Below are 26936 nucleotides of genomic sequence, written 5' to 3' on the forward strand. Positions count from 1 at the left end.
CGATGCAGGATCGCCTCCGGCAGGAGACTCGCACGGTCTGGGCCACCGCGATCGCCTTCGTGCTGGGGGCCGGCATCGGCGCCGTGGTGCTGCGGGGCGGCGCGCGTCCGCTCGACGGGCCGGGGGGAGCGAGTGGGCCGATCGCGGGCATCGCGGCGGGCATCGCCGCAGCCGCGTTCGTGATCAGCAGCCTGCAGAACCGGCGGGGGGAGACCCGGCCGATGCCGCCGTGGCAGGCGACCGTCTCCCATCTGTCCGCGGCGGCGCTGACGGTCGCGGTGGCCGCAGTGTCCGCGCTCGGCGTCCTGCTTGCCGGCGTGATCCTGACGCAGGGACTGCAGGGATTCGCGCTCTCGCCGCTCGGCGGCGCGCTGTTGTGCGGGGTCGCCGCGGCCACCGGTGGGCGCTTCGCCTACACCGCGGGAGTCGGCGTGCGCACGCGCGACCTCTCGACGCTGCTGTTCGGCTTCCTCACGATCGGCACGCTGTTCGCGATGGCGACGGCGGCGGATCCGCTCTGGTGGGAGCGCAACTTCTCCCAGCTCGGTCTCGGGGTCGGCGGCTGGGCGTTCAACGGCACACTCATCGTTGCGGGGCTCCTGTTCGCGACGATCGGCTCGTACATCGGGCGCGACCTCCACCGCCTCCTCGGAGATGAGCGTCTGCGGCGCATCGCAACCGTCGTCGTGCTCTGGGCGTCGACCGGCGTCGCGCTCGCCGGCGTCGGCGTCGTGCCGATCACGCTCGACAGAGCCGTGCACTGGGTCGCGGCCATCGGCACCCTCGTGCTCTTCGCCGCCGCGGCCCTGAGCACCGCGTTCGCGCTCCCCGGCCCGCCGACCGCGATCCTGGTGACGACGATCGGCCTCGGTCCGTCGTTCGCGGGGGCCATCCTGCTGTGTGTGCCGCTCGGGGTGTATTCGGCCACCGGCCTCGAAGCCGTCGCGGTCGGACTCGGCCTGGTGTGGATGACCACCTTCGTGCGGGTGCTGGCCGTGCTCGTGCCCGACGTGTCGCGGCCATCGGCCAGAGCCTCGCTGCGAGGCTGATCCGCCGCGCTCGACGATCTTGCCCCGGATCGGATCCTGTGTGCGTCCTCGCGCGGGGGCGGGGCGGGGCGCGCACAATGGAGTCATGGGCATGTTCTCGCAGAAACCGGAGGAGAAGGCCGCGTGGGCGCCGCTTCCGTCCGAGCCGCTCGACCGCGACGACGCCACGGACCTTCCGGAGGCGCCCGTGCTGGACCCCCTCGCGCTCGGTCTCGACGGTGGGACCGGTGTGTCGATCGACGTGAGCGGTGCGGTGTCGGCCGCCGCCGAGGAGGCACGCACCGGCGCTGCGGCGCCGGGACGGTCCGATCAGGACGACGACACCCGCAGCGACGACGAAGACGACGCGGGCCCCGAAGACGACCCGGTGAGGTGAGACACCGGTGCGCTCGGAGCGGTGCGCTGAGCGACGGGCGGGCTGAGCGCAGCGTGAGCTCGGACCGGTGCGCTGAGCGACGGGTGAGCTGACCGAAGGCGCGCTGCGCTCGATACGCTGCACCCTCCGACGGGCGCGAGCCGCGATACATCGTCAGCGGGCCGGGTCGGTGCCGTCGCCGGCGGTGTCTCGACTCCGCGGTGGACGCTCAGGCGGGGCCCGCCGCCCGGACGGCGTCGACGAGTTCGCGCCACGGACCGGTCAGCGCCTCCTCGGGGATCGTGCGCTCGTGCTGCGCCTTCCCTCGGCGGACGTCGATCCGCCAGACGAATCGATCGGCACCCGACTCGGAGCCGGGATCGTCGTTCCACGGGCAGCGGTCGACCAGACCCTCCCAGTGAGCGGGATCGCCGGGAGGCGCCTCCACGGTCCAGCGTCGCGAGATGCCCGCGAGACCGCCGGAGCGCACGACGAGGATCGTGAGCGCACCCGAGGCGGCATCCGTCTCGTCAGCCGACTCAGGCATTCCCGCTCCTCGATCGCTCCTACGCGTTCCCCGCCTTCCCAGTCTCGCGCTTCGCGGGCTTCTTCTCACCCTCGGGAGATTTCTTCTCGCCCTTCGGGGACTTCTTGCCGCTCTTCGGCTTCTTCGGAGCCTCGCCCTTCCGCGGAGCCTCGCCCTTCTTCGGAGCGTCCGCCTTCTTCGTGCGCGTCGAGGAGTCTGCGCCTGCCCCGGTGGCCACGACCCCCACCGACGTCCACGCGGCGCGCGCCGCATCGGCGGTCGACGTGCCCACCGCCTCGGCTTCGCGGATCGTCGCCTCGGCGAACTCCGCGAACGTCGCCTTCGGCGAGAGCGTTCCCGTGAGGGCGCGGTACCACACCGATCCGGCGGTCTCCCAGGCCTTGCCGCCCACCGCCACCGCGAACAGCGCGAAGGCGCGGTTCGGGATGCCCGAGTTGATGTGCACGCCGCCGTTGTCGTCGGTCGTCTGCACGTAGCCGCTCATGTCGGCCGGCTGCGGATCCTTGCCGAGCTCGGGATCGTCGTACGCGGTGCCCGGGTGCAGCATCGAGCGGAGGGCGACGCCCTTGACGTTCTTCGTGAAGATCCCCGCGCCGATCAGCCAGGTCGCCTGATCCACGGTCTGATCCCGCAGATGCTGCTCGGTGAGGGCGCCGAACACGTCGGCGATCGACTCGTTCAGGGCACCGGGCTGGCCCGCGTACTCGAGGTTCGCGGTCGACTGGATGACGCCGTGCCCGAGCTCATGCCCGATCACCGTGGTCGACGCGGTGAAGTGCTGGAACACCTCGCCGTCCCCGTCGCCGAAGACCATGCGCTCCCCGTTCCAGAACGCGTTGTCGTAATCGGTGCCGTAGTGCACGCTGGCGTCCAGCGGAGCGCCCGCGCCGTCGATCGAGTTCCGTTCGAACGCATCGAGGAGCATCGCGAACGTCGCTCCGAGGCCGTCGTAGGCCTGATCGACCGCCGTGTCCGCGACGGGCGCGTCGCCCTCCCGTCGCACCACCGTGCCGGGCAGCTCCTCGGTGTTGTGCGCATCGCTGATCGTGCGGTCGGGCGCCGCCTCGACCTCGGCGACGAGCGAACCGTGCTCGTCGATGGACAGCCGCAGTTGCGTGCGATGCTGCAGCGGCGACGGCGCGATCAAGGTCTGCCGCGCCGCCTGGGCGGCCTGCCGATAGAGGCCCGACTCGGCCAGCCGGGACAACAGATACGAAGGCACGATGCCCTGCCGGATCGGCGTCCCCTCCTCCGTGCCCTGCCGTGCCGACGTCCCCTCCTCCGTGTGCCGTGCGCCCCCGATTGCGTCTTCGCTCATGACGGCCCTCCGTTCGATCCGTGCCCCCGACGATCCGTGTCCCCGACGATACGCCGCGGCACCGACACGGGATCCTGCTGCGCAAGAAACGTCATCCCGGATCCGCGAACGTGAGGGCATGAGAACCCACCAGGACGCCTTCACGGTCATCGGACTCCCCCTGCGCACCCGCAACAGCGAGGCGCTGCGCACGATCCCGCCGCACTGGGCCGCCTTCTCGCGCGCCGACGTCGCGGCGCGGCTGGGGCTGGCGGACGCCCAGGAGGTGTTCGCGGTCTACACCGACCACGAGCACTCCGGCGTCGACAACCTCGGCGCGTACACGCTCGTGATCGGCCACAGGGTGCCGTCCGGGACGGCGGTGCCGGACGGGCTCTCCGCCGCCCAGATCCCCGCCTCGGAGCGGGAGGTGATCGCGCTGGAACCCGCCAGGCCGGATCTGGTCGGTGAGGCCTGGCAGCGCATCTGGGCCAGGGACGACCTCGCGCTCACCTACGTCTCCGACTTCGAGCGCTACGGCCCGGAGGGCGCGATCGAGATCTCCCTCGGACTACGCTCGGCAGAGTGAGAGCCGAGCAGTACCAACGCCAGCTCGACGACGTCACGGCGTACATCTACGCCCACCTCGACGACGACCTCGATCTCTCGATCCTCGCGGAGGTCGCGCGGTTCTCGCCCTATCACTGGCACCGCGTCTACCGCGCCGTGCGAGGGGAGACGGCCGCCCAGACCGTGCAGCGGCTGCGTCTGGAGCGCGCGGCCGCGATGCTCGTCGAGACCTCGTTGCCCGTCGGGCGCATCGCCCGTCGGGCCGGGTTCGGACGGGCCGAGACGTTCGGTCGTGCCCTGGTGCGCGCGTACGGCCTCACGCCCTCCGCGTTGAGGTCGTCGGGCTCGCTTCCCGAGGCGGCCGCGACGACCACCGAGACGACCGCCCACGCGGGAGTCGCCGCGGTCGACGTGGAGATCCGCGAGCTCGCGCCCGCCGTCCTCGCCGTGGCGCCGCATCACGGCGACTACCTCGCGATCGGAAAGGCCTTCGCGCACGTCAGGGACCGGATGCCCGCGCCTTCCGGGGTGCCGCGCTCGACGGATCCTCGACTGGGGGTCGCCGTGCCGGGGGATCTCGTCGCCGTCTACCGCGACGATCCCGGTGCCACGCCCGCGGCCGCCCTGCGGTCGTGGGCCGGGGTGGTGCTCGCCGCCGATGCCGAGCTTCCCGAGGGCCTGGAGCGCAGGACGATCCCCGGAGGTCGTCACGCCGTGCTGCGGTACGTCGGCCCGTACTCCGCCATGCACCGCGCCTACCGGAGCCTCTACGGCGCCTGGCTTCCCGCGTCGGGGCACGCGCCGCGCGACGAGCCGGTCTTCGAGATCTACCGCACCGACCCCGCGACCACTCGTCCGACCGCCGCGGTCACCGAGATCGTGCTGCCGGTGGCGTGACGCTCAGAGCCGGTCGAACGCCGTGACGCGCACGACCGCGTCGCCGGCTTCGTCCGACGCGTCGAGGTCGACCAGGGCGTCGAGGCCCCAGTCGTGGTCGCCCGCAGGATCGTCGAGGATCTGCCGTACGCGCCAGGTGCGGCCAGGGTGCTCCGGGTCGCCCTTCTCGTCGAACAGGAGCAGGGACGCGCTGCGGGCGTCCGGCCCGGTGCGGATCTCGTCGTGCTCGGCGAAGTAGGCGTCGAGCGCGGCATCCCATCCGTCGGATCCGAGTTCGGGATCCAGCTCGGCCAGGGCCGTCACGTCCTCGCGCGCCGCCAGTTGGACCCGGCGGAACAGCTCGTTGCGGACGAGGATCCGGAACGCGCGCACGTTGGCGGTCAGCCGCTTCGGCGCGGGCGGCACCACGGGTCCGTCCTCGTGGTCGAGGGGGTGCCCCGCGACGAGCTCCTCCCACTCGTCGAGCAGCGACGAGTCGACCTGGCGGACGAGCTCGCCCAGCCACTCGATGAGATCGCGCAGTTCCTCGGTCTTCAGGTGCTCCGGAATGGTCTGGGAGGCGGCGCGATAGGCATCCGAGAGGTAGCGCAGCACGACCCCCTCGGAACGCGCGACCTTGTACTGAGCGACATATTCCCCGAACGACATGGCTCGCTCGTACATGTCTCGGACGACGGACTTCGGGCGCACCGAGAAGTCGCGGATCCACGGCTGCGCCGCGCCGAACGTCTCGAAAGCGGTCGTCAGCAACTCGTCGAGGGGCTTCGGGTAGGTGATGTCCTCGAGCGCCTCCATGCGCTCGTCGTACTCCATCCCCTCGCGCTTCATCGCGGCGACGGCCTCCCCCCGCGCGAGGAACTCCTGCTGGGAGAGGATCGCGCGCGGATCGTCGAGGGTCGCCTCCACGATCGACAGCATGTCGAGGGGGAAGGCCGGATCCTCGGGATCGAGCAGATCGAACGCGGCGAGGGCGAACGGCGACAGCGGCTGGTTCAGGGCGAAGTTCGGCTGCAGGTCGACGGTGAGGCGGATCGCGCCGTCCGGATCCCGTTCGACGATGCCCGACTCGCGCAGGGTCCGGAAGATGCCGATCGCGCGCAGCGCGAGGATTCGCTGCCGGGCTCGCGGCTCGTGATTGTCGTATACCAGAGAGCGCATATTCGCGAAGACGTCTCCCCCGCGCGCGATCACGTTGAGCACCATGGCACTCGTGATCTGCATGTGGGAGGTCAGCGTCTCCGGCTCGGCCGCGATGAGCTTCTGGAAGGACGGCTCGCCCCACGAGACGAATCCGTCCGGCGCCTTCTTGCGGATGATCTTGCGCTTCTTCTTGGGGTCGTCCCCGGCCTTGCGGATCGCCGCCAGGTTCTCCGTCTCGTGCTCGGGCGCCTGCGCGACGACCGTTCCCGCGGTGTCGAAACCGGCGCGGCCCGCGCGTCCGGCGATCTGATGGAACTCCCGCGCGTTGAGCTGGCGCATGCGGGTGCCGTCGAACTTGGTGAGCGCCGTGAGGAGCACCGTGCGGATCGGCACGTTGATGCCCACCCCGAGCGTGTCGGTGCCGCAGATGACGCGGAGCAGCCCGCGCTGAGCCAGTTGCTCGACGAGTCGCCGGTACTTCGGCAGCATCCCGGCGTGGTGCACGCCGATGCCCAGGCGCAGCAGGCGCGAGAGCGTCTTGCCGAAGGAGGTCGTGAATCGGAATCCCCCGATGAGCGCCGCGATCTCCTCCCGCTGCTCCTTCGACGCGACCTTCGCGCTCGCGAGCGCCTGCGCTCGTTCCATCGCCGCGGCCTGAGAGAAGTGCACGACGTAGACCGGGGCCCTGTCGGTGTGCAGCAGCTCGTCGATCGTCTCGTGGATCGGAGAGGTCTCGTAATGGAAGTGCAGAGGCACCGGGCGCTCGACCCCTGTCACGACCGCCGTCTTCCTCCCCGTGCGGCGGGTGAGGTCGGCGGCGAGCGTGGTGACGTCGCCGAGCGTGGCCGACATGAGCACGAACTGGGCCTGCGGCAGCGTGAGCAACGGCACCTGCCACGCCCATCCGCGGTCGGGATCGCCGTAGAAGTGGAACTCGTCCATCACGACCTGCCCGACGTCGGCGGCGCCCGCCTCGCGCAGGGCGAGGTTCGCCAGGATCTCCGCCGTGCAGCACACGATCGGCGCGTCCGCGTTCACCGCGGAGTCGCCCGTGACCATGCCCACGTTCTCGGCGCCGAAGACATCGAGGAGGCTGAAGAACTTCTCGCTGACCAGGGCTTTGATGGGAGCGGTGTAGTACGTGCGGCGGCCGTCGGCCAGCGCGGCGAAGTGCGCGGCGACCGCGACCAGCGACTTTCCCGTGCCCGTGGGCGTGGAGAGGATCAGATTCTTGCCTGAGACGATCTCGATGACCGCCTCGTCCTGCGCGGGGTAGAGCGAGATGCCCGAGTGCTCCGCCCAGTCCACGAAGGCGAGGTAGACCTCGTCCGGATCCGGGGCTCCCTCGACCGGGCGGACGGACGACGGATCGAGGCGCGCAGACATGGTCCCTCGATCATCCCACCCGCCGGACGGGAGGCGGGCGAGCGGAGTGCCGGTGCGTTCTCAGGACCGAATGCCGCAACCGGCCGATCCAGGGGCGGATCGCGCGGCTGCGCGAGATACGCCCCTGAGCACGGTCGCGCGGCGAGACGCAGGACCGGGTCAGACGGCGGTCGCGGCCCCCAGGGCGATCCGGACCATGTCTCCGAACGTCTGCTCGCGCTCCAGAGCCGTCGTCTCCTCGTGGGTCACGAGGTGGTCGGAGACCGTGCAGATGCTCAGTGCGCGTCGGCCGTAGAACGCGGCGAGGGTGTAGAGCCCGCTCGTCTCCATCTCGACCGCCAGCGCGCCGTGCTGGACGAACGGGTCGGTGAGCTCGGGGCGGGTGCTGTAGAACTGGTCGCTCGAGAACAGCAGGCCGACGTGCACCTTCCCCGCGAGGGCGTCTTCCTCGGCCGCACGCTCGGCCGCATCGACGGCTGCCCGGAGGAGGGGGAAGTCGGCGACGGGCGCATAGTCCTGGCCGTGGAACCGGATCCGGTTCATCCCCGAGTCGGTGCACGCGCCGTTCGCGATGACGATGTCGCGCAGGGCGACCTTCTCGGTGAGCGCCCCGCAGGATCCGACCCGGACGATCGACTGCACGTCGTAGTCGCGGAACAGCTCGTTCGCATAGATCGCCATCGACGGCTGCCCCATGCCGGAGCCCTGCACCGAGACGCGGTGCCCGTTCCAGGTGCCGGTGAACCCGAGCATGCCGCGCACCTCGGAGTAGCACTCCGCGTCCTGGAGGAAGTTCTCCGCGATCCATTGCGCGCGGCGGGGATCGCCGGGGAACAGGACGAGAGGGGCGATCTGGCCGGGGGCGGCGGCGATGTGCGTGCTCATCCCGCCAGCGTATCGACCGCGCCTGCGCGGGGCGGCGTCGTGTGCGGCGACCGAAGCCGCACCCGGTAGCGGCTTCGACGGCGCCCCGTCAACCCCCCGGCGCGAAGGGGCGTCGAATCCCCGTCCTGGCGACAATGAGGGGGAGCGATGCGCTCGTTCCTTGGGAGTGGAAGGACACATCATGGTTGTCATCGGATGGATCATCGTCGGTCTGCTGGCGGGTGCGCTGGCCAAGCTCGTCCTGCCGGGCAAGCAGGGAGGCGGCTGGATCAGCACGATGATCCTCGGCCTCATCGGCGCGTTCGTCGGAGGCCTGCTGTTCGGCCTGTTCGGCGGCAAGGGCATCGGCGCCGTGTTCAGCGACCCGTGGTCGTGGGGCTCGTTCTTCATCGCCGTGATCGGAGCACTCGTCTTCTCGTTCGTCTGGGGCCTCATCACGAAGAACCGCACCAGCCGCAACTGACGACGGCAGAGCATTCGGCGCTCGATCGGCCGGACCGTGAACGCCGGAGGCGCCCGAGACCCCGTCTCGGAGCCTCCGGCGTTCGTCGTGCGGTCCCCGGTCACGACGGGATCGTGCAGGATCGGCCGTGCATGGTCCACAATGGTGACGTAAACATACGCCGTTCAGGAGAGCCATGACCGACTCCGCCGTCGACACCCCGCCCGCTGCGCTCACCGTCGAGGACGGCGCCCTGCTCAAGCGCGGGCGCCCGTTCCGCATGCTGTCCGGAGCGGTGCACTACTTCCGGATCCACCCCGACCTGTGGGAGGACAGGCTCCGTCGCCTGGCCGCGATGGGCGCGAACACGGTCGACACATACGTGCCGTGGAACTTCCACGAGCGTGTCGAGGGCGTCCGCGACTTCACCGGCGGCCGCGACGTCGAGCGCTTCGTGCGTCTCGCGGGCGAGATCGGCCTCGACGTGTTCCTGCGACCCAGCCCGTACATCTGCGCGGAGTGGTCGAACGGCGGCATCCCGTTCTGGGTGAGCGGCCGCACCGGTGCGGTCCGCACGAGCGATCGCGCCTTCCTCGCCGCGGTCGACGCCTGGTGCGACGAGCTCATCCCGCGCCTGGCCCCGCTGCAGGCGGCGTACGGCGGTCCGATCACCGCCGTCCAGGTGGAGAACGAGTACGGCTCGTACGGCAGCGACACGGCCTATCTCGAACACCTCCGCGACGGTCTGCGCGCGCGGGGGATCGTCGAACTGCTCACCACAGCCGACGGCACCACGGCTGACATGGTGCGCAACGGCAGCGTGGCGGGGGCGATGGGCTCGTTCACCTTCGGCACGGGCGTCGACAAGGCCGTGCACCTGCGCGCGCCCGGCGACGCGCTCGTCTGCGCGGAGCTCTGGGGCGGCTGGTTCGACCACTGGGGCGAACGCCATCACGTCCGGTCCGCGGCGAGCATGATCGGCACGGTCGAGGAGCTGCTGCAGGCGGGCGGATCCGTCAGCCTCTACATGGCGCACGGCGGGACGAACTTCGGGCTCTGGGCCGGCGCGAACCACGACGGCGTGCTGCAGCCCACCGTCACCTCCTACGACTCCGATGCGCCCATCGGCGAGGACGGCACGCTGAACGACAAGTTCCACGCGCTGCGCGCCCTGTTCGCCCCGTTCCACGACGGCGACCTGCCGGAGATCCCCGCACCCCCGCGCCGGCAGCCCGCGGCGACCGCTCCGCTCGCGCGGGACGCGTCGCTGCTCGAGGTGGTGAGGTCGGCCCCGGCCGGATCCTTCTCCCCGCAGCCGCTGAGCTTCGAGGAGCTGGGTGCGGAGGACGGGCTGGTCGCCTACGAGTCGCGCATCGACTTCGCTCCCGGGGCGACCCTTGCGCTGCCCGTGCTGCACGACCGCGCGGTGGTGTACGTCGACGACGAGCGTCTCGGCGTGCTGGAGCGCGACGGAGAGCGGACGCTGACGCTGCCGGGCGTGTCCTCGGCCGGGGACCTCTCCCTGCGGTCGGGCGTGCTCACGATCGTCGTCGAGAGTCTCGGGCGCATCAACTACGGGCCGCTCACGGGGCAGGGCAAGGGGATCCCCGGCGGAGTGCTCATCGGGCGCCGCTTCGCGCACGGGTGGACGCACCGCCTGCTGGGCCTCGACGTTCCCGACGTGACGCCCGCGGGCGGATCCGCCCCCGACGGCCTCGCGCGCGCCGTGTTCGACGTCGCGGATCCGGCGGACGCCTGGCTCGCGTTCCCGGACGGCGTCAGGGGCCTCGTCTGGCTGAACGGATTCCTGCTCGGCCGATATGCGGCGATCGGTCCGCAGGTCACGCTCTACGCTCCCGGCCCGCTCTGGCGTGCGGGGCGCAACACGGTGCACGTCCTCGACACCGACGGGCTCGGATCCGCCGTGGAGATCCGCGAGGCCCCCGACTTCGGGCCGGTCGAGGAGTTCATCGGCTACTGAGCCGGGATCCGACCCCGCGCTCTCCGTCCGGCTCGCGCAGCGCGGGGTCGCCTAGGGCTCGTCCCGCAGTCCCGCACGGATGCGGCGCAGGTCCTCGGTGAGCGAGCCGATCAGCACCCAGTTCCGCGAGGACGGCGGACGGATCTCCAACGGCGACGTCAGCGCCGGGATCGCGGAGGTGAGGGCCTCGGGCTCGGCGACCACCTCCGCGAGCTGCACGGCGAGGCGCACGTCGTGCCCGGCCCGGTGCAGCTGCTCGGCGATCGCGGGGACCGAGGGCTCGGCGGGAAGCGTGTCGTCGTACTGATCGACGTAGGCGCGGGTCATCCCGATCACCTGCGTGACGATCGGGCCGAGGCGGTCCAGCAGCTCGCGCATCGAGGAGAGCTCCTCGCGATGGGCGGATCCGCGGGGGTTGAGGGTCAGCGACTCCTCCGCAGCGAGCAGCGAGGCGTCCGCGGCGTCCTTCATGGGCCGCAGCAGTCGCGCCTCCAGCATGAGCTCCTGACGGCGCTCGGGCGCCGTGTCGCGCGGGAGCGCCTCGCCGAGCCGGTCGAGGCTCGCGGCGAGCTCGCCGCCGAGCAGCGCGAGATCCCGGCGGACCGGCGCGACGAGCACGGGAGGGACGATGGACACGTTCACGACGAAGCCGATGGCCGCGCCGATCAGCGTCTCGATGATGCGGTCGACGGCGTAGTCCTGGCTCGATGCGCCGAGCGCGAGCACGAGCATGGCGGAGATCGCGACCTGGTTCGCGGTGCCGGTCGTGGCCTTGAACGACCAGGCCGCGAGCATCGCGACGACGACGGCGAGCAGGACGACCCAGCTGAGCCCTCCGAGCACCATCGTGAGCAGCACCGCGATCACGACCCCCGCGATCACGCCGATGCTGCGCTCGATCGCCTTCGCGAGCGACTGGTTCACGCTCGGCTGCACGACGAGAAGTGCCGCGATCGCGGCGAACACCGGGAGATGCCCGGGGACGAGCCATCCGGCGACGAGCCAGGCCGCGATCGTGGCCGCCGCCGACTTCGCCACCTGCAGCAGCGGCGCGCGGCGAGCGGAGCGGAGGGCGGCCAGCGTGCGCATGCCTCCACGGTAGTCGGCGGCAGGCCACACGCCCTCCGGCGGGCCGCGGTCGGTGGGCGGGGATCCGGATCTGAGGTGCCCGCCTGCGTGGATTAGGGCATCTGCCCGATGGGGCGAGGGGGCCTTAGGGACGAGCGTAGGGGTACCGAAGAAGGAGAGAGTCATGGACCTGAACCCCGCGATGGGCTACCGCATCACGACCCTGGAGATCGAACGCGCCGCGGTCCGCGCCGAGCGCGCGCGGATGGCTGCCGAGCACGCGGACCAGCTGCGACCCGTCGACGGACGGCTGCGTCGCGCGCTGCGCGCGCTGTCCGCCCGCCGCACCCGTGCGACCGGGGCGGAGGTCTCCGTTCCCGTGACCACGATCCGGTCGGACGTCGCCGCGCCGGCGTCCTCCGCCGCGCCGGTCGCGCGGACGGCGCAGGACGCGCGGGTCGCATCGCCCGAGCGCGAGCTCGTCGGCTGCGCACCGCACGCCGCGTGAGCGTCCGGGAGGCATGGGTGCTGCGGGGAGGGATCCCGATCGGCGGGAGGGGACAGCAGTCCTCCCGCCGGTCGGCGTCCCGCCCCGCGGTGCGGCGTGCGCAGGCGGACAGGGCGAGGAGCGGGGCCGTCGCCGTCCTCGACTACGGTGGACCCGAGCCCGCCGGATCCTTCCCAGCGGCGCATCACGGGAGGCCTGCATGCCGGACGACAGCGACGGATCGCCGTTCGACTACCCTCGGAGTCCCTCGCTCGACCACGTCGATCGCGGACTGCTCGCGTCGGCGTCGTTCGCCGACGGCGGCGGATACCCTCCCTCGTACTCTCGCTTCGTCTCCCGTGCGGGGTGGGCGAGGACTGCGGGCTTGTGGCTGATCTACCCCCCCGTGCTCCCGGGCTACGCCGACGGGGTGCAGGGACGCGGCGCCGTTCTGACGCAGCAGTTCCGCGCGGTCTACCGCGACAACGAGGAGGAGGGGTTCGACTTCACGCTCGAGCCCGACGGCCGCTGGGACCTCATCGACCGCCTCGAGGCCTTCGGGTTCAGCGAGAACGGCGACCTCCTGCTCTGGGACGTGACGGAGCGGGACGAGCGGGGCGAGTTCCCGCTCTGGCTGTCGGCGAATCTCAACGCGTTGGAGCGGATCGGAGACACGCTCGACGAGGCGCTCCTCATCCTGAACGAGCGCGGGGAGAGTCCCCGGCCCGTCACGGTGGAACCACTGCCGCCGACGCGGCTCTGACGACGGCGCGGATCGCCTGTGCTCGGCGGGGCGGATCGCCTGCTCTCGGCGGGAAGGCATCCGGCCCGGCGCCCGATGTCCGTGGTCGATGGCACGATGAAGGCATGCCCCTCGCCTCCCCGTCCGCCGCGATGGTCGGCCGTGACGCCGAGCTGGGGATGCTCGATGCAGCCCTGGGCCGGGCGCGCGCCGGCGAGACGGCCTCGGTGCTGATCGGGGGAGAGGCGGGCATCGGCAAGTCGCGGTTGACGGCGGAGTTCCGCCGCCGCATCGCGCACGACGCGATCGTGCTGACCGGCTGGTGCCTCGACTACGGCTCGACGCCGGCGCCCTTCGGGCCGTTGCCCGCGATCCTGCGCGGCGTGCTGGACGAGCTCGGCGACGGGGCCGACGAGGCCGCCGGTCCCGGTCGGGACGCGTTGCAGCTGCTCCTTCCCGAACGCGCCGTCGCTCCGGTCGACCGCTCCGCGATCCGGCCCGAGGGGCTTCGTGAGACGATCGCGAATCTGCTCGAGGCCGCCGCCGCGATCCGCCCTGTCGTGGTCGTCGTGGAGGATCTGCACTGGGCGGATGCGGCGACCCTGGCGATGCTGTCGTTCCTCCTGCGCGCCCTCGCCGGGCGGCCCGTGCTCTTCCTGCTCACCTGCCGCATCGACGAGGTGCGCCGGGGTGGCCCCGTCCGCTCGTTCTTCGCCGAGGCCGAGCGCGCACGACTCCTCGATCGCATCACGGTCGAGCGCCTCGACGCTGTGGCGGTGCGCGATCTCGTGCTCGATCTGCGCGGACCCGTCGACGACGCGGATCTGGCTCGGCTCATGGAGCGCAGCGAGGGCGTGCCGTTCTTCGTGGAGGAGCTGCTCTGCACGGTCGACGGCGCGATGCCGGACACGCTGCGCGACGTGCTGCTCGCCCGGTTCGACGCCCTCGGCGACGACGCTCGGCGCGTCGTGCGGGTCGCCTCGGGATCCGACGGCGCGATCCCGCACGAGCTCCTCTCCTCCCTCGCGGGCTTCGGTGACGAGCGGCTCGACGAGGCGGTGCGCGAGGCCATGGGTGCCGGGATCATCGCGATCGCCGACCGGGAGAGCTACGTGTTCCGGCATGCGCTGCTGCGCGAGGCCGTGCACGACGACCTCCTCCCGGGGGAGCGCGCGCGGCTGCATGCGGCGTTCGCCGACGCGCTCGAGACCGCGGGGGGCGCCCCGTCCGCCCTCGCCTTCCACTGGCACCGTGCGCACGACTTCCCTCGCGCGCTCGCCGCGGCCGTGAGCGCGATGCTGCAGGCCAAGAACAGCTACGCGTTCTCCACGGCCGCGCGCTTCGGAGAGCTCGCGCTCGAGCTGTGGGATCAGGTGCCGGATCCCGCGTCCGTGGCGGGCATCGAGCGGATCCCGCTGCTCGCACGGCTCGGATCGATCCTGCGCAACGGGGGCGACGGGGAGCGTGCCCTCGCCGTCGTGTCGCTCGCGCTCGCGGAGATCGATCCGACGACGGTCGAGCCCGGCGTGCACGCGCGGCTGCTGCGGGACAAGGCTCTCTTCCTCCAGAACCTGGGCCGGGGCGGAGCCATCGAGCTCTTCCTCGAGGCGCTCGCCGTGATCGACGGGCAACCGGAGCAGGAGCGGCTGCGCGCGACGCTCCTCGGCTACCTCGGGGGGCGCTATCTGGTGGCCGCGCGGCTCGAGGAGGCGTTGGCGACCGCGGACGAGGCGTACCGCCTCGCGGAGCGGATCGGCTTCCGCAATGCCATGTCCGTCGCGGCGAATCTGCGCGGCTGCAGTCGCATCCACCTCGGCCAGGTCGAGGCGGGGCTGGCCGACTTCCGATTGTCCTGGGAGCACGCGACCGATCACGACGCTCAGTTGCGCTACCGGGTGAACTACGCCGACAGCCTGAACAAGCTGGGGCGCTTCCGGGAGGCGGTCGAGGTGGCGGAGGCCGGCGTTGCGCACGCCCGCACCCTCGGCGTGGAGCGCACGTCGGGCGCGATCCTCTCGCACAACATGGTCGAGCCGCTGCTGGAACGGGGCGAGATCGACCGGGTGGAGGAGGTGTCTGCCCGCGACGTCGCGACGCGCACGCTGCCGGTGTTCCGCGTGTACTCGACGATGTCGCACATCCGCGCGCTGGTGTGGTGCGGCGAGACGGAGTCCGCCGGGCGGTTGCTGGCCCAGTGGCGCAGGATCGCCGAGAGTGTCGCGGCCGTGGAGCGCCAGGTCTGGTACTCGCTGCACTCCGTGGAGATCACGCTCGCGCTGGGCGAAGGCGACCCGGAGCAGGCCGCGGCGGTGCTGAACGACCTGATCCAGGATCCCGGCCCCCGGCTGGCCCTGCTGCAGAGGGTGCTGCTCGAAGGCGGCCATGTCGTCGCGGAGCTGCGCGCCGAGGGGCACGGGGGTCTGGCCGCGTCGACGGCCGATCTCGTTCGCGGAGCGTGGGCGGCGTCGCCCGTCGAGCTGCGCCAGCCGCACTGGGGCGTCGTGCTGCACGCCCTGCTCGACGCCGATCCCGACGCGCTCGACGCCGCGGTCGCGGTGGCGGACGCCGACGACGTGCCCGCCCTGTTCCAGCCGATCGTCCGGCTCGAGAGGGCGCGTGCGCTCATCGCCGCGGGCGATCGGCCCGGAGCCCTCACGGCAGGGGCCGACGCGCTCGCCCGGGCGGAGAAGCTCGGACACGATCGGGTTCGGCGGCGTGCCGCGGAGTTCGTGGAGGCGGTGGGGCTGCCCGCGGGAGCGGCCGCACGTGCCTCCGCGGCGCAGGCCGCCGGGGCGCAGGGCGCCGGATCGACGCCGGGCGGCTCCGGCGTCGAGCTCACCGCGCGCGAGCAGCAGGTGCTCGATCTCATCGCCGAGGGGCTCAGCAACCGGCAGATCGGCGAGCGGCTGTTCATCAGCGGCAAGACCGCCAGCGTGCACGTGTCCGCGATCCTGCGCAAACTCGGCGTGTCCACGCGCACCGAGGCCGCCGTGGCCGCCCGCCGCTGAGACCCGCGTCCGCGCGCCCCACCAGGACGACCGGGGAACCGGCGCCCAGGCCGATCGCGGCGTCGGTAAGGACCTCACTCCATAGACTCGAAGGATGCTCTCCCCGGTGCTGCTCGGCGTCATCGCGATCGCGATCGGGCTGGCCCTGGGTCTCGTGCTCTTCGTCCCCTTCGTCGCGATCAGCTATCGGCGTCGCGGGCGACTGTCGTTTCTCCGGCTGCTGCTCTGGCTCGCCGCGCTCATCTACTTCTGGGCGATCTGGACGTACACGCTGCTGCCCCTGCCGGAGCCCGAGACGATCCGCTGCGTCGGGGCGATCCTGGATCCGCTGTCCGTCCTCGACGACCTGCGCACCGCGTTCCGCGCGCCGGGGAACCCGCTCACCCATCCGGCGCTCCTGCAGCTCGTGTTCAACGTGCTGCTCTTCGCTCCTCTGGGCTTCTTCGTGCGCGTGCTCGGCGGGCGGGGCGTGGGTATCGCGGTCCTGGTCGGGTTCGGGCTCTCGCTGTTCGTCGAGACGACACAGCTCACCGGGGTCTGGGGCTTGTACCCGTGCGCCTACCGGTTCTTCGACGTCGGAGACCTGATCACGAACACGCTCGGCGCGCTGCTGGGCTCGGTCGTCGCGATGCTCGTTCCCCGCGAGCATCGGGGGAGCGCGGCGCTTCCGGGCGCGGCCGATCCGCGCCCGGTCACGCGGGGTCGCAGGGCGCTGGCGATGCTGTGCGACGGTCTGGGCTTCTGGTTCGTCGACGCGGGTGTCGCGATCGCCGTGCAGCTCTTCCTCAGCCAGGTCGTCCGGGACAGGCGGGCGGTCGTCGACGGCGGCATTGCCGGTCTGCTGGGCGGAGCCGCCGCGAGTGCGCTCTGGCTGGCGGTGATCCTCGTCACGGGCCGATCGGTCGGCGACATCGCGGTGCAGTTGCGGTACGAGGGCGGACCGCTGCCCCGTGCCCTGGCGCGCCCGCTGCGCTGGCTCGGCGGCGTCGCGGGCATCGGCGCGATCGGGCTCGCCGGCGGGCTCTTCTCGACCGCCGAGGGCGTGCTCACCGTGCTGGCGTGCGCGATGCTGTTCTTCACCCACGACGGGCGGGGGCTGCCGGGAGTGCTCTCCGGCCAGGAGCTCCGCGATGCGCGCACTCCTGCGACGTCCTCCGGGACCGGGGCGGGGGATCAGGCGGCTTCGGCGCGTCCCCGCCGCCAGTAGCCCATGAACGCCACGGAGCGCCGATCGATGCCCAGAGTGCGCACGAGGTGACGCCGGAGCGCGGTGATCGTCCCCGCCTCGCCCGCGAGCCAGGCGTAGTGCGAGCCCTCGGTGTGCTCCGGGACCTCCCAGAGCACCTCCTCCTCGGAGGGATCGGGGAGATCCTGCGTCGAGGCGGCCGTGCTCCGCTGCTCGCCCCAGGCGTGCACCGCGGCGCTGAGGCGCAGCCCGTGTGCCGTGCCGCCGCGCGCCAGCCACGTCACCTCGACGCCGGCCGGTCCGGTCAGCGGGAGTACGTCCGCCTCGGTCGGCACCTCGATGTACACCGCTCCGGTCACGTGCGCCGGCAGCGTTTCCACGATCGCGCAGATCGCCGGGACGGCGGTCTCGTCCCCGGCGATGAGCACGGACCCCGCGTCTCCCGGGTTCCACTCCAGTCCACCGGTCTCCTCGGCGCGGGCGTCCGGCCCGACGACGACGAGGGGGGAGCCCGGCGTCGCCGCCGAGGCCCACGCCGATGCGGGGCCCTCCGTGCCGTGCAGCACGAAGTCTACGTCGATCTCGCGGGCCTCCTGACGGACCGCTCTGACTGTGTACGTGCGGATCGGATTGCGTTTCTCATCGGGGAGTTCGCGCCACCGGCGCCACCACTGCATCATCCCGGTCTCCTCGTCGAACTGGCCGACGTCCGTGAACGACCCGTCGGCTAGCGGCAGCACGAGTTTGATCCTCTGATCGAGGCCGTCGGTGCCGAAGTGCACCAGGTCGGGGCCGGTCAGCGTGATCCGCAGGAAGTGCGGGCTGAGGCGTTCGAGCCGGGCGACGGCGGTGCGGAAGGTTCGATATGGATGATGGGCCACCCCTAAAGAATAGGTTAGGCTCCCCTAATATGACCAATCGGGATAGCGCCGCCGCGGCACCCCCGGCGGCCGCCGCGGGCGGCCCCGCGGGCCTGCGATGCGAGGGCCTGGTGCTGCATCACGGGCGCACGCCGACCGTCCACGACTTCTCCCTCACGCTGCGTGCGGGAGAAGTCACCGCGCTCATCGGGCCGAACGGCAGCGGCAAGTCGACGGCCCTGCGGGCGATCGCCCGGCTGCACCGGCCGCAGGCGGGAACCGTCCGGATCCACGCCGGCACGGACGAGCAGGATGCCGCCGCGCTCACGGCCAGGGAGTTCGCGCGCACGGTCGCGATGCTCTCGCAGTCGCGGCCGCACCCCTCCGGGCTGCACGTGCGCGACGTGGTCGCGTTCGGCCGCCACCCGCATCGCGGACGGTTCGCCGGACTCGGATCCGAGGACCGGATCGCGATCGACGACGCCCTGACCCTGACCGGGCTCGCCGAGATGGGGCGGCACGCGGTCGACGAGCTCTCCGGCGGCGAGCTGCAGCGCGTCTGGCTCGCCACCGCGCTCGCGCAGAGCACGCCGATCCTGCTGCTCGACGAGCCCACGAACCATCTCGACCTGCGCTATCAGATCGAGACGCTCGATCTCATCCGCGACCTCGCCGACGCGGGGACCGCCGTGGGGGTGGTCCTGCACGACCTCGACCATGCGGCCCTCGTCGCGGATCGGGTCGTGCTGCTGCACGAGGGACGCATCCGGGCCCAGGGCGCGCCCGTCGACGTGCTCACCTCCGCGAACCTCTCCGCGGCCTACGGACTGGAGATCGACACCGTGACCGACGCGGACGGCCGGGTGCACGTGCGGCCCCGCGGGCGCCACGCCACGCCCCGCGCCGGCCGGCGCCCGGTTCCCGTGCCCGTGCCCATGCCCGCCTGATCCTCCCCGGCCACGGGGGATACGCAAGGGCGTCGTCGCCCGGGCTCCCGTCCCCCTGTATCCGTGCGATCGCCGGCGCCCGCCCGATCCAGCCCCCCAACCCCCTTCCCCCTTCATCCAGGAGAACCATGCGCAAGCCCCTTGTCGTCCTCTCGCTGCTCGCCGCCGCGACCGTCGCCCTCGCCGGCTGCGGCACCACGTCCGTCTCCCCCTCCGCCTCCGGATCCGCGCCCGCCGCGAGCGGATCCGGCTGCGCGACCGACGCGACCAAGACCGCCACCGGCCCCGTGACCCTCACCGACGGACTCGGGCAGAAGGTCACGCTCGACGCGCCCGCGAAGCGCATCGCCGTGCTGGAGTGGCAGCAGGTCGAGGACGCGCTGACCCTGTGCGTGACGCCGGTCGCCGTGGCCGATGCCGACGGGTTCCGCACCTGGGACACCGCGGAGAAGCTGCCGAAGGACGTCAAGAGCGTCGGCACCCGCCAGGAGCCGAACCTGGACGCGCTGTTCCAGACGAAGCCCGATCTCGTGATCGTCGAGGCGCAGACCCGAGACGACGCCATCATCACCCAGCTGAAGAAGTACGACGTGCCGGTGCTGGCCACGATCGGCGCGAAGGCCTCCGACCCGATCGGTCAGACCCTGGAGACGTTCGACCTCATCGCGAAGGCCACGGGGCGCACCGAGCGGGCCGAGAAGGTCGTGGCCGACATGCGGGATCACCTCGACGATGCCAAGGCCCGGCTCGCCGCCGCGAAGCCGGCGAACACCGATTTCGTGTTCTTCGACGGGTGGGTCGACGGCGGCGCGGTGTCCCTCCGACCGTTCGGGACCGGCTCGCTGATCGGAGCGATCGGCAGCGAGCTCGGCCTGACGAACGTGTGGAAGGGCGAGACCGATCCCGCCTACGGTCTGGGCCAGACGGACATCGAGGGGATGACCGCAGTGGGTTCGGCGACCCTGCTGCACACGGGCACGAAGGACACCACGGGCGACGACTTCCTCGCCGCGGCCGAGAAGAACCCGACCTGGGCCTCCATCCCCGCGGTGAAGGAGAAGCGGATCCACGCGTTCCCGGCCGGCATCTGGACGTTCGGCGGCCCGCGTTCGATCGAGCAGATCGCCGATGCCTACGTCTCCACGATGAGCAAGTGAGCGACCGGCGATGAGTCTCACCGACGCGGGAGCGCGTCCCGACGCGTCGTCGGAGGCGGGATCCGGATCCGCGACGGGGCCGGCCCGGCCGCCCGTCGCGGCAGCCGGACGCCTCGCCCCCGCGCTCGGTGTGCTCGTCGCCCTCGCGGTCGTGCTCGTCGCGACCGCCGGATGGCACCTCACGCAGGGCACGAGCGATGCGGCCTGGACCGATCCCGCCGTGCTCCTCGGGTCGCGTCTTCCCCGGCTCGCGGCGGGTGTCGCGGTCGGCGTCGCGCTCGGAATCGCGGGGCTCCTGCTCCAGTCGCTCGCCCGCAACGCCCTCGCCTCGCCCGACACCCTCGGCGTGACCGCGGGGGCGTACCTCGCCGTGACCGCCGTGGCCGCGTTCGGGATCTCCGTGCCGTTCTGGGCCTCGGGCCTCGTCGCGGTCGCGGGAGGACTCCTCGCCGCCGTGATCGTGCTGGGCCTGGCCGGCGGCGCCGGGTCGTCCACCACGCGGCTCGTGCTCGCCGGATCCGCGCTCGCGCTCGCGTTCCAGGCGGTGACCTCCGCCCTGCTGATCCTGTTCAGCGAGCAGACCAAGGGCCTGCTCGCGTGGGGCAGCGGCAGCCTGTCGCAGCTCGGGATCGACGCGTCCGTGCGCGCGGCGCCGGTCGTCGTCGTCGCGGCGGTCCTCGCGATCCTGCTCTCCCGCCGCCTCGACGTGCTCGCCCTGGGCGACGACACGGCGTCGTCGCTGGGCGTCCCGGTGCGGGCGACCCGGGTGTGGGGGATCCTGCTCGCGGTGCTGCTCACCGCCACCGCGGTGACGCTCGCGGGGCCTCTCGGCTTCGTCGGCCTCTGCGCGCCGGTGCTGGCGCGACTTCTCGCCCGGGTCGTGCCGGCACTCGGACGGCATGTACTGCTGCTGCCGACGTCCGGACTCCTCGGTGCGGTCACGGTGATCCTCGCGGACGCGGTGCTGCGGCTCGTGATCGGTGCCGAGGCGGCGATCGCCATCCCGACCGGTGTCGCGACGACGCTGCTCGGATCCGTCGTGCTCATCGTGATGGCCCGGCGGCTGCGCGACTCCGGGCCGACCAGGCGCCCGCCGTCGATCCGGCTCGCCGCGCACGGCCGCCGACGCTTCGCCCTCGTGCTGGGCGCGGCCGCCGTTCTGCTCGTCGCCGTGATCGTCGGGGGTCTGCTGCTCGGGGCGACACCGCTGCTCACCGGTGACGTCTTGCTCTGGCTGCAGGGCGCGGCCTCACCGGAGATCGCGTTCGCCCTGGACGAGCGCGCGCCGCGGGTGCTCGCCGCCGTCACCGCGGGCGCCGCTCTCGCCCTCGCCGGCGCCCTGACCCAGGCCGTGAGCCGCAACCCGCTCGCGGATCCCGGCCTGCTCGGCATCACCGGGGGCGCGGGTCTCGGGGCGGTGCTCGTCGTCACCAGCGCCGCCGCCTCGACCTTCGGGATGCTCGTCGCCGCGGCGCTCGGCGCGCTGCTCGCGTTCGCCCTCGTGTACGGGCTGGCCTGGCGCGGAGGACTCAGCGCCGACCGCTTCATCCTCATCGGGATCGGAGTCTCCTCGGCGGCGGTCGCGGCGACGTCGTTCGTGCTCCTGCGCTCGAGCCCGTTCGACACCCCGCGGATCTATACGTGGCTCAGCGGCACGACGTACGGGCGGCTGTGGGAGCAGGTCGTGCCGCTCGCGGTCGTGCTCCTGCTCGCGTTGCCGCTCGTGCTCTCGCGCCGTCGGGAGCTGGATCTGCTCGCGATCGACGAGGACACCCCGCGCACGCTCGGCGTCGGCGTGGAGCGCTCCCGGCTGCTCCTGCTCGGGACCGCGGCGCTCCTCGCCGCCCTCAGCGTGGTCGCCGTGGGGGTCGTCGGCTTCGTCGGTCTCGTCGCTCCTCACGCCGCCCGCGCTCTCGTGGGCGCGCGGAACGCGAGAGCGATCCCCGTCGCCGTGCTCCTCGGCGCGGTGCTCGTGGGCGTCGCGGACGCGGTGGGGCGTACGGTGATCGTCCCGGCGCAGCTTCCGGCGGGCCTGGTCGTGGCGATCCTGGGCGCGCCCTACTTCGTGTGGCTGCTCTGGCGCTCCCGCGACGTGTGATCCCGCAGGTCTGGGCCGGTCCGCGGGACCGGGACGATGCGGACGTGCCCGATGCGGACGTGCCCGACGCGGCTCAGTCGTCCAGGACGAGCCGGTAGCCCATGCCCTGCTCGGTGAGGAGGTGGACGGGGGCGCTCGGTGTCCGCTCGAGCTTCTTGCGCAGCTGCGAGAGGTACAGCCGCAGATAGCCCGTGTCGGCGACCTGCTCGGTGCCCCAGATCTCGCGCAGCAGTTCCTGCCGGGTCACCAGCGCACCGGGATGGCGGGCGAGGTGCTCGAGGATCTGCCACTCCGTCGGCGTGAGATGCACGCGGGATCCGTCCCGGGTGACGGCCCTCGCGGCGAGGTCCACCTCGACGCCCCCGAAGAAGACCGACGACTCCGCGGGGGCTCCGCCGCGTCGGCGGGCCAGTGCACGCAGACGAGCGAGGAGCTCGTCGACCTGGAACGGCTTCGTCACGTAGTCGTCCGCCCCCGCGTCCAGCGCCTCGACCTTGTCGGCGGATCCGGTGCGTCCGGACACGACGAGGATCGGCGCGTCGGTCCAGCCGCGGAGCGCTTCGATCACGGCGATGCCGTCGAGGCGCGGCATGCCGAGGTCGAGCAGCACGATGTCCGGGTGGTGCTGCGCGGCGGCGGCGATCGCGGCGGCGCCGTCGGGGGCCGCGATCACGTCGTAGCCGTGCGCGGCGAGCGTGATCCGCAGCGCACGCACGAGCTGCGGATCGTCGTCTGCCACGAGAAGTCTCATCGGGGTGCCTCCTCAGGGGGTCTTCTTCTCCCGTTCCCGTCGCGAAGGGTGCCGCTTTCCGCGTCGCTTTCCGACACTTTCTGCGACGGGAGCAGGGAGGACGGGGGCGGGGAGGACGGGAGCAGGGAGGACGGGAGCGGGGAAGGATCCGCCACGGGCAGGGAGACCACCATCGTCAGGCCTCCGCCCGGCGTATCCTCGGCGGTCAGCGTCCCGCCCATGCCTTCGGCGAAACCACGCGACAGGGCGAGGCCGAGGCCGAGGCCGGTCGTGTTGTCGGTGTCGCCGTGCCGCTGGAACGGCAGGAACGCGCTCTCGCGCTGATCCGCGGGAATCCCCGCGCCGCGATCCACGACCCGGATCTCCGCCTGCGGGCCGAGTCGGCTCGTCGAGACGAGCACCCGACCGCCGACGGGCGAGTGCTTGACCGCGTTGGTGAGCAGGTTCACGAGCACCCGCTGCAGCAGCACGGCATCCGCGCGCAGGGGCGGCAGCGCCGGATCCAGGGCGAGCTCGACCTCGTCGGGTCCGAGCGCGAGCTCGTCGAGGGCGGACACGACGCCCCCTCCGGCATCGACGGCTCCCAGCGACACGGCGAGCACCCCGGCCTCGACCCGACTCACGTCCAGCAGATCGGTCACGAGACGGGAGAGCGTGGCGAGGCTCTCGTCGGCGGTCTCGACGAGCTCCGCCCTGTCCTCCGCGGAGAGCCGGTGGGCGCTGCGCAGGCCGCCGACCGCGGCGACGGCCGCGGCGAGGGGGCGGCGCAGGTCGTGGCTGAGCGCCGAGAGCAGCGCGCTGCGGACCTGATCGGTCTCGGCGAGCACCGCCGCCTCCTTCGCCGTCTCGCGCAGATCCGTGTGCTCGATGGCCGCGGCGAGCTGGGCCACGATCGCGTCGAGCAGGCGGCGGCTCGCCGCGTCGAGCGGGCCGCCGTGCAGTTCGAGGTACGCGCGGGGGCGCCCGTCGCCGCCGTCGCCCACCGGCACCGATTCGTGCCGCGGCGCCGAACCCTCCGCGGTGGACCCGGTTGCGGCGTCCTCGCCCTGCAGCGGCTCCCCGTCGACGGCGAGCACGTCGCCGTCCGGCGTCACGAGCCGTACGCCGCTGAGACCGAAGGCCTCGCGCGCCCGGGCCACGAGGGCCGTCGGTGCACTGTCGCCGCGGAGCACGTTCCCGGCGACGGCGGCGAGCAGCTCCGCCTCGCCCGCGGCACGCTGCGCGGCCCGGGCGCGCCGTGCGGCCTGATCCACCACGATGCTCACGAGCACCGCGTTCACGACGTACAGGCCCAGCGCGAGCGCGTGCAGCGGATCCGCGATCGTCACGAGGAACCGCGGCGCGACGAACAGGTAGTCCAGGGTCACACCGCTCAGCACGGCGGCGAACAGGGCAGGCCGGAGTCCGCCGATGAGCGCGACGATCACGACGAGCAGCTGGTACGACAGCACCTGCAGCGTGATCGCCCCCGCGCCGGGCAGGAGGAGCAGCAGGAGCGAGAGGGCCGGGCCGCCGACGAGAGCGACGAGGAGCCCGATGAGCTGGCGACGCCAGCCGAGTGCCCCGCCCGTGAGCCGGGGGAGGGCGCCGCGGCGGCCGGCGGCGGCGTGCGTGACGACGTGGACGTCGATGGATCCGGCACGGCGGATGATCTCCGCGCCGATGCCAGGCCCGGTCAGCGCGGCGGAGAGCCGGGAGCGTCGGCTCACGCCGATCACGATCTGGCTCGCATCGACCGACTGGGCGAAGTCGACGAGCGTCCCGGCCACGTCGTCGCCGACGAGCGGGTGGTAGCTGCCGCCGAGGGACTCGACCAGGGTGCGCTGGGCGCTGAGCGCGCCGGGGCGGTCCTCGCGCAGTCCGTCCTGGGTCGTGACGTGCACGGCGAGGAGTTCGCCCCCCGCCGAGCGCGCGGCGATCCTCGCCCCTCTCCGCAGCAGCGTCTCGCCCTCGGGGCCGCCGGTGAGCGCGACGACGACGCGTTCGCGCGCCTGCCACGCGCTGTCGATGCCGTGCGCGGTGCGGTAGCTGCGCAAGGCGCTGTCCACCTCGTCGGCGAGCCACAGCAGCGCGAGCTCGCGCAGGGCGGTCAGGTTGCCGAGGCGGAAGTAGTTCGACAGCGCCGCGTCGATGCGCTCCGCCGGGTAGACCTGACCCGCGGAGAGGCGGTCGCGCAGCGACTGGGGAGCGAGGTCGACGACCTCGATCTCGTCGGCGTCGCGGATCACGGCATCCGGCACGGTCTCCTGCTGCGCGACGCCGGTGATCTTCTCCACGACCGCGTTCAGCGACTCGATGTGCTGCACATTGACCGTCGTGACGACGTCGATCCCCGCCTCGAGCAGCTCCTGCACGTCCTGCCAGCGCTTCGCGTTGCGGGATCCCGGCGCGTTGGTGTGGGCGAGCTCGTCCACGAGGGCGAGACCGGGACGACGGGCGAGGAGGGCGTCGAGGTCCAGTTCGTCGAGCTCGACACCTCGATGCGCGACGACCCGCCGGGCGACCTGTTCCAGCCCCTCGCACTGCGCCCGCGTCGCCGCGCGGCCGTGCGTCTCGACGATGCCGATGACGACGTCGCGGCCGGTGTCGCGGAGATGGCGCCCCTCGGCGAGCATCTCGTACGTCTTGCCGACGCCGGGCGCGGCCCCCAGGAGCACGCGGAGGCGCCCGCGCGCGGCGGGTCGTCCCTCGCGCGTCTCGTCCTGCATCACGGCCTCTCCCCGATCACCGCGGGATCCGGTCACGCCGGACCCCGGCACCGGCTCGGTCCGTCATCGAGCGCCCTCGTCCAGGGCGAGGTTCAGGTCGACGACGTTCACCCTCGGCTCGCCGAGGAATCCGAGATCCCGCGATTGGATCCTAGCCTCGACGAGTCGGCGCACCGTGGAGGCGTCGAGCCCCCGTGCCGCGGCGACCCGGTCGACCTGCAGCAGGGCGTATGCCGGGCTGATGTGGGGATCCAGGCCGGATCCCGAGGCGGTGACGGCGTCGGCGGGCACTGCGGAGGGGGAGACGTGCTCGCGCGCCGCGATCGCCGCGCGACGGTCGGTGATCGCGGCGACGAGGTCGGGGTTGTTCGGTCCGAGATTGCTGCCGCCGGAGCTGCGCGGGTCGTATCCGTCGCCCGCCGCCGAAGGGCGCGGCTGGAAGTACTGCGGCAGGGCATCGCCCTTCGCGTCCGTGAACGACTGGCCGATCAGGAGGCTCCCGGCGCTCCGGTCGCCGCCGATCCACCCGCCGACGGGACGGTCCTGCGCGTCGACCTGGGATCCGTTCGCCTGCCAGGGCAGGGCGAGCTGACCGATCCCGGTGACGACGAGCGTGTAGCCCACGCCGAGGACGAGGGTGAGCACGAGCATCGCCCGGACGGCGACGCCGGTGAGGCGGACGGTGCTGCGGAGATTCGACATGGTGTGTGCCTTTCGGATGCGGATCGTACGGCTCAGAAGCCGGGGATCAGCGCGACGACGAGGTCGATGAGCTTGATGCCGATGAACGGCGCGATGACGCCGCCGACGCCGTAGACGAGCAGGTTGCGCTGCAGGATCTGGGCGGCGCTGGCCGGGCGGTACCGGACGCCGCGCAGGGCGAGCGGGATGAGGAAGACGATGACGATCGCGTTGAACACGATCGCGCTGGTCACCGCGGAGGCCGGGGAGTGCAGCTGCATGACGTTCAGCGCGGCGAGGCCGGGGAAGACGCCCATGAACATCGCGGGGATGATCGCGAAGTACTTCGCGATGTCGTTCGCGAGCGAGAACGTCGTGAGCGCGCCGCGGGTGATGAGCAGCTGCTTGCCGATCCGCACGATGTCGATGAGCTTGGTGGGATCCGAGTCGAGGTCCACCATGTTGCCGGCCTCCTTCGCGGCGGAGGTGCCCGTGTTCATCGCGACGCCGACATCCGCCTGGGCGAGGGCCGGCGCGTCGTTCGTGCCGTCGCCGGTCATCGCGACCAGGCGGCCGCCCTCCTGCTCGCGGCGGATGAGGGCCAGCTTGTCCTCGGGCGTGGCTTCGGCGAGGAAATCGTCGACGCCCGCCTCGGCGGCGATGGCCTTCGCGGTCAGCGGGTTGTCGCCGGTGA

The 26936-nt window shown here is 72.3% G+C and carries 23 protein-coding genes; 13 read left to right on the forward strand and 10 right to left on the reverse strand.

Annotated elements, in window-relative coordinates; translation table 11 throughout:
* The first annotated feature begins 2 nt into the window (after positions 1 to 2).
* Positions 3 to 1049, forward strand: coding sequence for a DUF998 domain-containing protein (locus Q0P88_RS11010; RefSeq protein ID WP_295014059.1), 1047 nt, complete (start codon positions 3 to 5; stop codon positions 1047 to 1049).
* A gap of 85 nt (positions 1050 to 1134) precedes the next feature.
* Positions 1135 to 1425, forward strand: a complete 291-nt coding sequence (locus Q0P88_RS11015; RefSeq protein WP_295014061.1) for a hypothetical protein — start codon at positions 1135 to 1137, stop codon at positions 1423 to 1425.
* Positions 1426 to 1633: 208 nt separating this feature from the next.
* On the opposite strand, the gene Q0P88_RS11020 is transcribed toward Q0P88_RS11015, so the two are convergent.
* Positions 1634 to 1951 (reverse strand): protealysin inhibitor emfourin, encoded by a 318-nt coding sequence (locus Q0P88_RS11020; protein WP_295014063.1) that lies wholly within the window; start codon positions 1949 to 1951, stop codon positions 1634 to 1636.
* 19 nt (positions 1952 to 1970) lie between these two features.
* A complete protein-coding gene (locus tag Q0P88_RS11025) occupies positions 1971 to 3269 on the reverse strand; it encodes a M4 family metallopeptidase (RefSeq protein ID WP_295014065.1) in 1299 nt (432 codons plus the stop codon).
* Positions 3270 to 3387: 118 nt separating this feature from the next.
* Here Q0P88_RS11025 and Q0P88_RS11030 point away from each other — a divergent pair, with 118 nt between their 5' ends.
* Positions 3388 to 3837 (forward strand): GyrI-like domain-containing protein, encoded by a 450-nt coding sequence (locus Q0P88_RS11030; RefSeq protein WP_295014066.1) that lies wholly within the window; start codon positions 3388 to 3390, stop codon positions 3835 to 3837.
* Positions 3834 to 4715 (forward strand): GyrI-like domain-containing protein, encoded by an 882-nt coding sequence (locus Q0P88_RS11035; protein ID WP_295014068.1) that lies wholly within the window; start codon positions 3834 to 3836, stop codon positions 4713 to 4715. The genes Q0P88_RS11030 and Q0P88_RS11035 overlap by 4 nt, the downstream gene beginning before the upstream one ends.
* 3 nt (positions 4716 to 4718) lie before the next feature.
* Here the strand turns inward: Q0P88_RS11035 and Q0P88_RS11040 are convergent, their stop codons facing one another.
* Together Q0P88_RS11040 and deoD are read right to left on the reverse strand one after the other, a co-directional pair.
* Positions 4719 to 7241 carry an RNA helicase gene (locus Q0P88_RS11040; protein ID WP_295014070.1) on the reverse strand — a complete coding sequence of 841 codons (2523 nt, stop codon included), beginning with the start codon at positions 7239 to 7241 and terminating at the stop codon, positions 4719 to 4721.
* A gap of 159 nt (positions 7242 to 7400) precedes the next feature.
* Positions 7401 to 8126 carry a purine-nucleoside phosphorylase gene (gene deoD / locus Q0P88_RS11045; protein WP_295014072.1) on the reverse strand — a complete coding sequence of 242 codons (726 nt, stop codon included), beginning with the start codon at positions 8124 to 8126 and terminating at the stop codon, positions 7401 to 7403.
* A gap of 181 nt (positions 8127 to 8307) precedes the next feature.
* Between deoD and Q0P88_RS11050 the strand changes: the two genes are divergently transcribed.
* Both Q0P88_RS11050 and Q0P88_RS11055 read left to right on the forward strand, forming a co-directional pair.
* On the forward strand, positions 8308 to 8589 hold the full coding sequence (locus tag Q0P88_RS11050; RefSeq protein ID WP_295014074.1) for a GlsB/YeaQ/YmgE family stress response membrane protein: 282 nt from the start codon (positions 8308 to 8310) through the stop codon (positions 8587 to 8589).
* Between the two features lie 175 nt (positions 8590 to 8764).
* Positions 8765 to 10549: a beta-galactosidase gene (locus tag Q0P88_RS11055; RefSeq protein WP_295014076.1), complete on the forward strand. Its 1785-nt coding sequence runs from the start codon at positions 8765 to 8767 to the stop codon at positions 10547 to 10549.
* A gap of 51 nt (positions 10550 to 10600) precedes the next feature.
* On the opposite strand, the gene Q0P88_RS11060 is transcribed toward Q0P88_RS11055, so the two are convergent.
* Positions 10601 to 11638: an aromatic acid exporter family protein gene (locus Q0P88_RS11060; RefSeq protein ID WP_295014078.1), complete on the reverse strand. Its 1038-nt coding sequence runs from the start codon at positions 11636 to 11638 to the stop codon at positions 10601 to 10603.
* A 163-nt stretch (positions 11639 to 11801) separates the two neighbouring features.
* Between Q0P88_RS11060 and Q0P88_RS11065 the strand changes: the two genes are divergently transcribed.
* The 4 genes from Q0P88_RS11065 (at position 11802) to Q0P88_RS11080 (ending at position 17061) form a co-directional block, all read left to right on the forward strand.
* Positions 11802 to 12125, forward strand: coding sequence for a hypothetical protein (locus tag Q0P88_RS11065; protein ID WP_295014080.1), 324 nt, complete (start codon positions 11802 to 11804; stop codon positions 12123 to 12125).
* Between the two features lie 199 nt (positions 12126 to 12324).
* Positions 12325 to 12867: a hypothetical protein gene (locus tag Q0P88_RS11070; RefSeq protein ID WP_295014082.1), complete on the forward strand. Its 543-nt coding sequence runs from the start codon at positions 12325 to 12327 to the stop codon at positions 12865 to 12867.
* Positions 12868 to 12971: 104 nt separating this feature from the next.
* On the forward strand, positions 12972 to 15854 hold the full coding sequence (locus tag Q0P88_RS11075; protein ID WP_295014084.1) for a helix-turn-helix transcriptional regulator: 2883 nt from the start codon (positions 12972 to 12974) through the stop codon (positions 15852 to 15854).
* A gap of 94 nt (positions 15855 to 15948) precedes the next feature.
* Positions 15949 to 17061 carry a VanZ family protein gene (locus Q0P88_RS11080; protein WP_295014086.1) on the forward strand — a complete coding sequence of 371 codons (1113 nt, stop codon included), beginning with the start codon at positions 15949 to 15951 and terminating at the stop codon, positions 17059 to 17061.
* Here Q0P88_RS11080 and Q0P88_RS11085 read toward each other — a convergent pair.
* On the reverse strand, positions 17028 to 17921 hold the full coding sequence (locus Q0P88_RS11085) for a siderophore-interacting protein (RefSeq protein WP_295014088.1): 894 nt from the start codon (positions 17919 to 17921) through the stop codon (positions 17028 to 17030). The genes Q0P88_RS11080 and Q0P88_RS11085 overlap by 34 nt on opposite strands.
* A gap of 29 nt (positions 17922 to 17950) precedes the next feature.
* On the opposite strand from Q0P88_RS11085, the gene Q0P88_RS11090 reads away from it, so the two are divergent.
* From Q0P88_RS11090 to Q0P88_RS11100, 3 genes are all read left to right on the forward strand, one after another.
* Positions 17951 to 18847, forward strand: a complete 897-nt coding sequence (locus tag Q0P88_RS11090; RefSeq protein ID WP_295014090.1) for an ABC transporter ATP-binding protein — start codon at positions 17951 to 17953, stop codon at positions 18845 to 18847.
* A gap of 128 nt (positions 18848 to 18975) precedes the next feature.
* Positions 18976 to 20004: an iron-siderophore ABC transporter substrate-binding protein gene (locus Q0P88_RS11095; protein WP_295014092.1), complete on the forward strand. Its 1029-nt coding sequence runs from the start codon at positions 18976 to 18978 to the stop codon at positions 20002 to 20004.
* Positions 20005 to 20014: 10 nt separating this feature from the next.
* Entirely contained in the window at positions 20015 to 22102 is a 2088-nt protein-coding gene (locus tag Q0P88_RS11100) for an iron ABC transporter permease (protein ID WP_295014094.1), read from the forward strand.
* A gap of 73 nt (positions 22103 to 22175) precedes the next feature.
* On the opposite strand, the gene Q0P88_RS11105 is transcribed toward Q0P88_RS11100, so the two are convergent.
* The 4 genes from Q0P88_RS11105 to Q0P88_RS11120 form a co-directional block, all read right to left on the reverse strand.
* On the reverse strand, positions 22176 to 22853 hold the full coding sequence (locus Q0P88_RS11105) for a response regulator (protein ID WP_295014096.1): 678 nt from the start codon (positions 22851 to 22853) through the stop codon (positions 22176 to 22178).
* Entirely contained in the window at positions 22850 to 25561 is a 2712-nt protein-coding gene (locus Q0P88_RS11110; protein ID WP_295014098.1) for an ATP-binding protein, read from the reverse strand. Before Q0P88_RS11110 ends, Q0P88_RS11105 begins: the two co-directional genes overlap by 4 nt.
* Positions 25562 to 25624: 63 nt before the next feature.
* Positions 25625 to 26263 (reverse strand): potassium-transporting ATPase subunit KdpC, encoded by a 639-nt coding sequence (gene kdpC / locus Q0P88_RS11115; protein WP_295014100.1) that lies wholly within the window; start codon positions 26261 to 26263, stop codon positions 25625 to 25627.
* Between the two features lie 32 nt (positions 26264 to 26295).
* A partial coding sequence (locus Q0P88_RS11120; protein WP_295014102.1) for an HAD-IC family P-type ATPase occupies positions 26296 to 26936 on the reverse strand: 641 nt, incomplete at its 5' end.

The organism is uncultured Microbacterium sp., from assembly GCF_945952435.1.
Taxonomy (GTDB): domain Bacteria; phylum Actinomycetota; class Actinomycetes; order Actinomycetales; family Microbacteriaceae; genus Microbacterium.

Coding starts and splice junctions, on each gene's coding strand:
- Q0P88_RS11065 (WP_295014080.1), top strand. CDS start 11,802: ATGGACCTGAACCCCGCGATGGGCTACCGCATCACGACCCTGGAGATC.
- Q0P88_RS11055 (WP_295014076.1), top strand. CDS start 8,765: ATGACCGACTCCGCCGTCGACACCCCGCCCGCTGCGCTCACCGTCGAG.
- Q0P88_RS11070 (WP_295014082.1), top strand. CDS start 12,325: ATGCCGGACGACAGCGACGGATCGCCGTTCGACTACCCTCGGAGTCCC.
- Q0P88_RS11100 (WP_295014094.1), top strand. CDS start 20,015: ATGAGTCTCACCGACGCGGGAGCGCGTCCCGACGCGTCGTCGGAGGCG.
- Q0P88_RS11075 (WP_295014084.1), top strand. CDS start 12,972: ATGCCCCTCGCCTCCCCGTCCGCCGCGATGGTCGGCCGTGACGCCGAG.
- Q0P88_RS11020 (WP_295014063.1), bottom strand. CDS start 1,951: ATGCCTGAGTCGGCTGACGAGACGGATGCCGCCTCGGGTGCGCTCACG.
- deoD (WP_295014072.1), bottom strand. CDS start 8,126: ATGAGCACGCACATCGCCGCCGCCCCCGGCCAGATCGCCCCTCTCGTC.
- Q0P88_RS11110 (WP_295014098.1), bottom strand. CDS start 25,561: ATGCAGGACGAGACGCGCGAGGGACGACCCGCCGCGCGCGGGCGCCTC.
- Q0P88_RS11090 (WP_295014090.1), top strand. CDS start 17,951: ATGACCAATCGGGATAGCGCCGCCGCGGCACCCCCGGCGGCCGCCGCG.
- Q0P88_RS11050 (WP_295014074.1), top strand. CDS start 8,308: ATGGTTGTCATCGGATGGATCATCGTCGGTCTGCTGGCGGGTGCGCTG.
- Q0P88_RS11010 (WP_295014059.1), top strand. CDS start 3: ATGCAGGATCGCCTCCGGCAGGAGACTCGCACGGTCTGGGCCACCGCG.
- Q0P88_RS11040 (WP_295014070.1), bottom strand. CDS start 7,241: ATGTCTGCGCGCCTCGATCCGTCGTCCGTCCGCCCGGTCGAGGGAGCC.
- kdpC (WP_295014100.1), bottom strand. CDS start 26,263: ATGTCGAATCTCCGCAGCACCGTCCGCCTCACCGGCGTCGCCGTCCGG.
- Q0P88_RS11060 (WP_295014078.1), bottom strand. CDS start 11,638: ATGCGCACGCTGGCCGCCCTCCGCTCCGCTCGCCGCGCGCCGCTGCTG.
- Q0P88_RS11095 (WP_295014092.1), top strand. CDS start 18,976: ATGCGCAAGCCCCTTGTCGTCCTCTCGCTGCTCGCCGCCGCGACCGTC.
- Q0P88_RS11025 (WP_295014065.1), bottom strand. CDS start 3,269: ATGAGCGAAGACGCAATCGGGGGCGCACGGCACACGGAGGAGGGGACG.
- Q0P88_RS11080 (WP_295014086.1), top strand. CDS start 15,949: ATGCTCTCCCCGGTGCTGCTCGGCGTCATCGCGATCGCGATCGGGCTG.
- Q0P88_RS11105 (WP_295014096.1), bottom strand. CDS start 22,853: ATGAGACTTCTCGTGGCAGACGACGATCCGCAGCTCGTGCGTGCGCTG.
- Q0P88_RS11015 (WP_295014061.1), top strand. CDS start 1,135: ATGGGCATGTTCTCGCAGAAACCGGAGGAGAAGGCCGCGTGGGCGCCG.
- Q0P88_RS11030 (WP_295014066.1), top strand. CDS start 3,388: ATGAGAACCCACCAGGACGCCTTCACGGTCATCGGACTCCCCCTGCGC.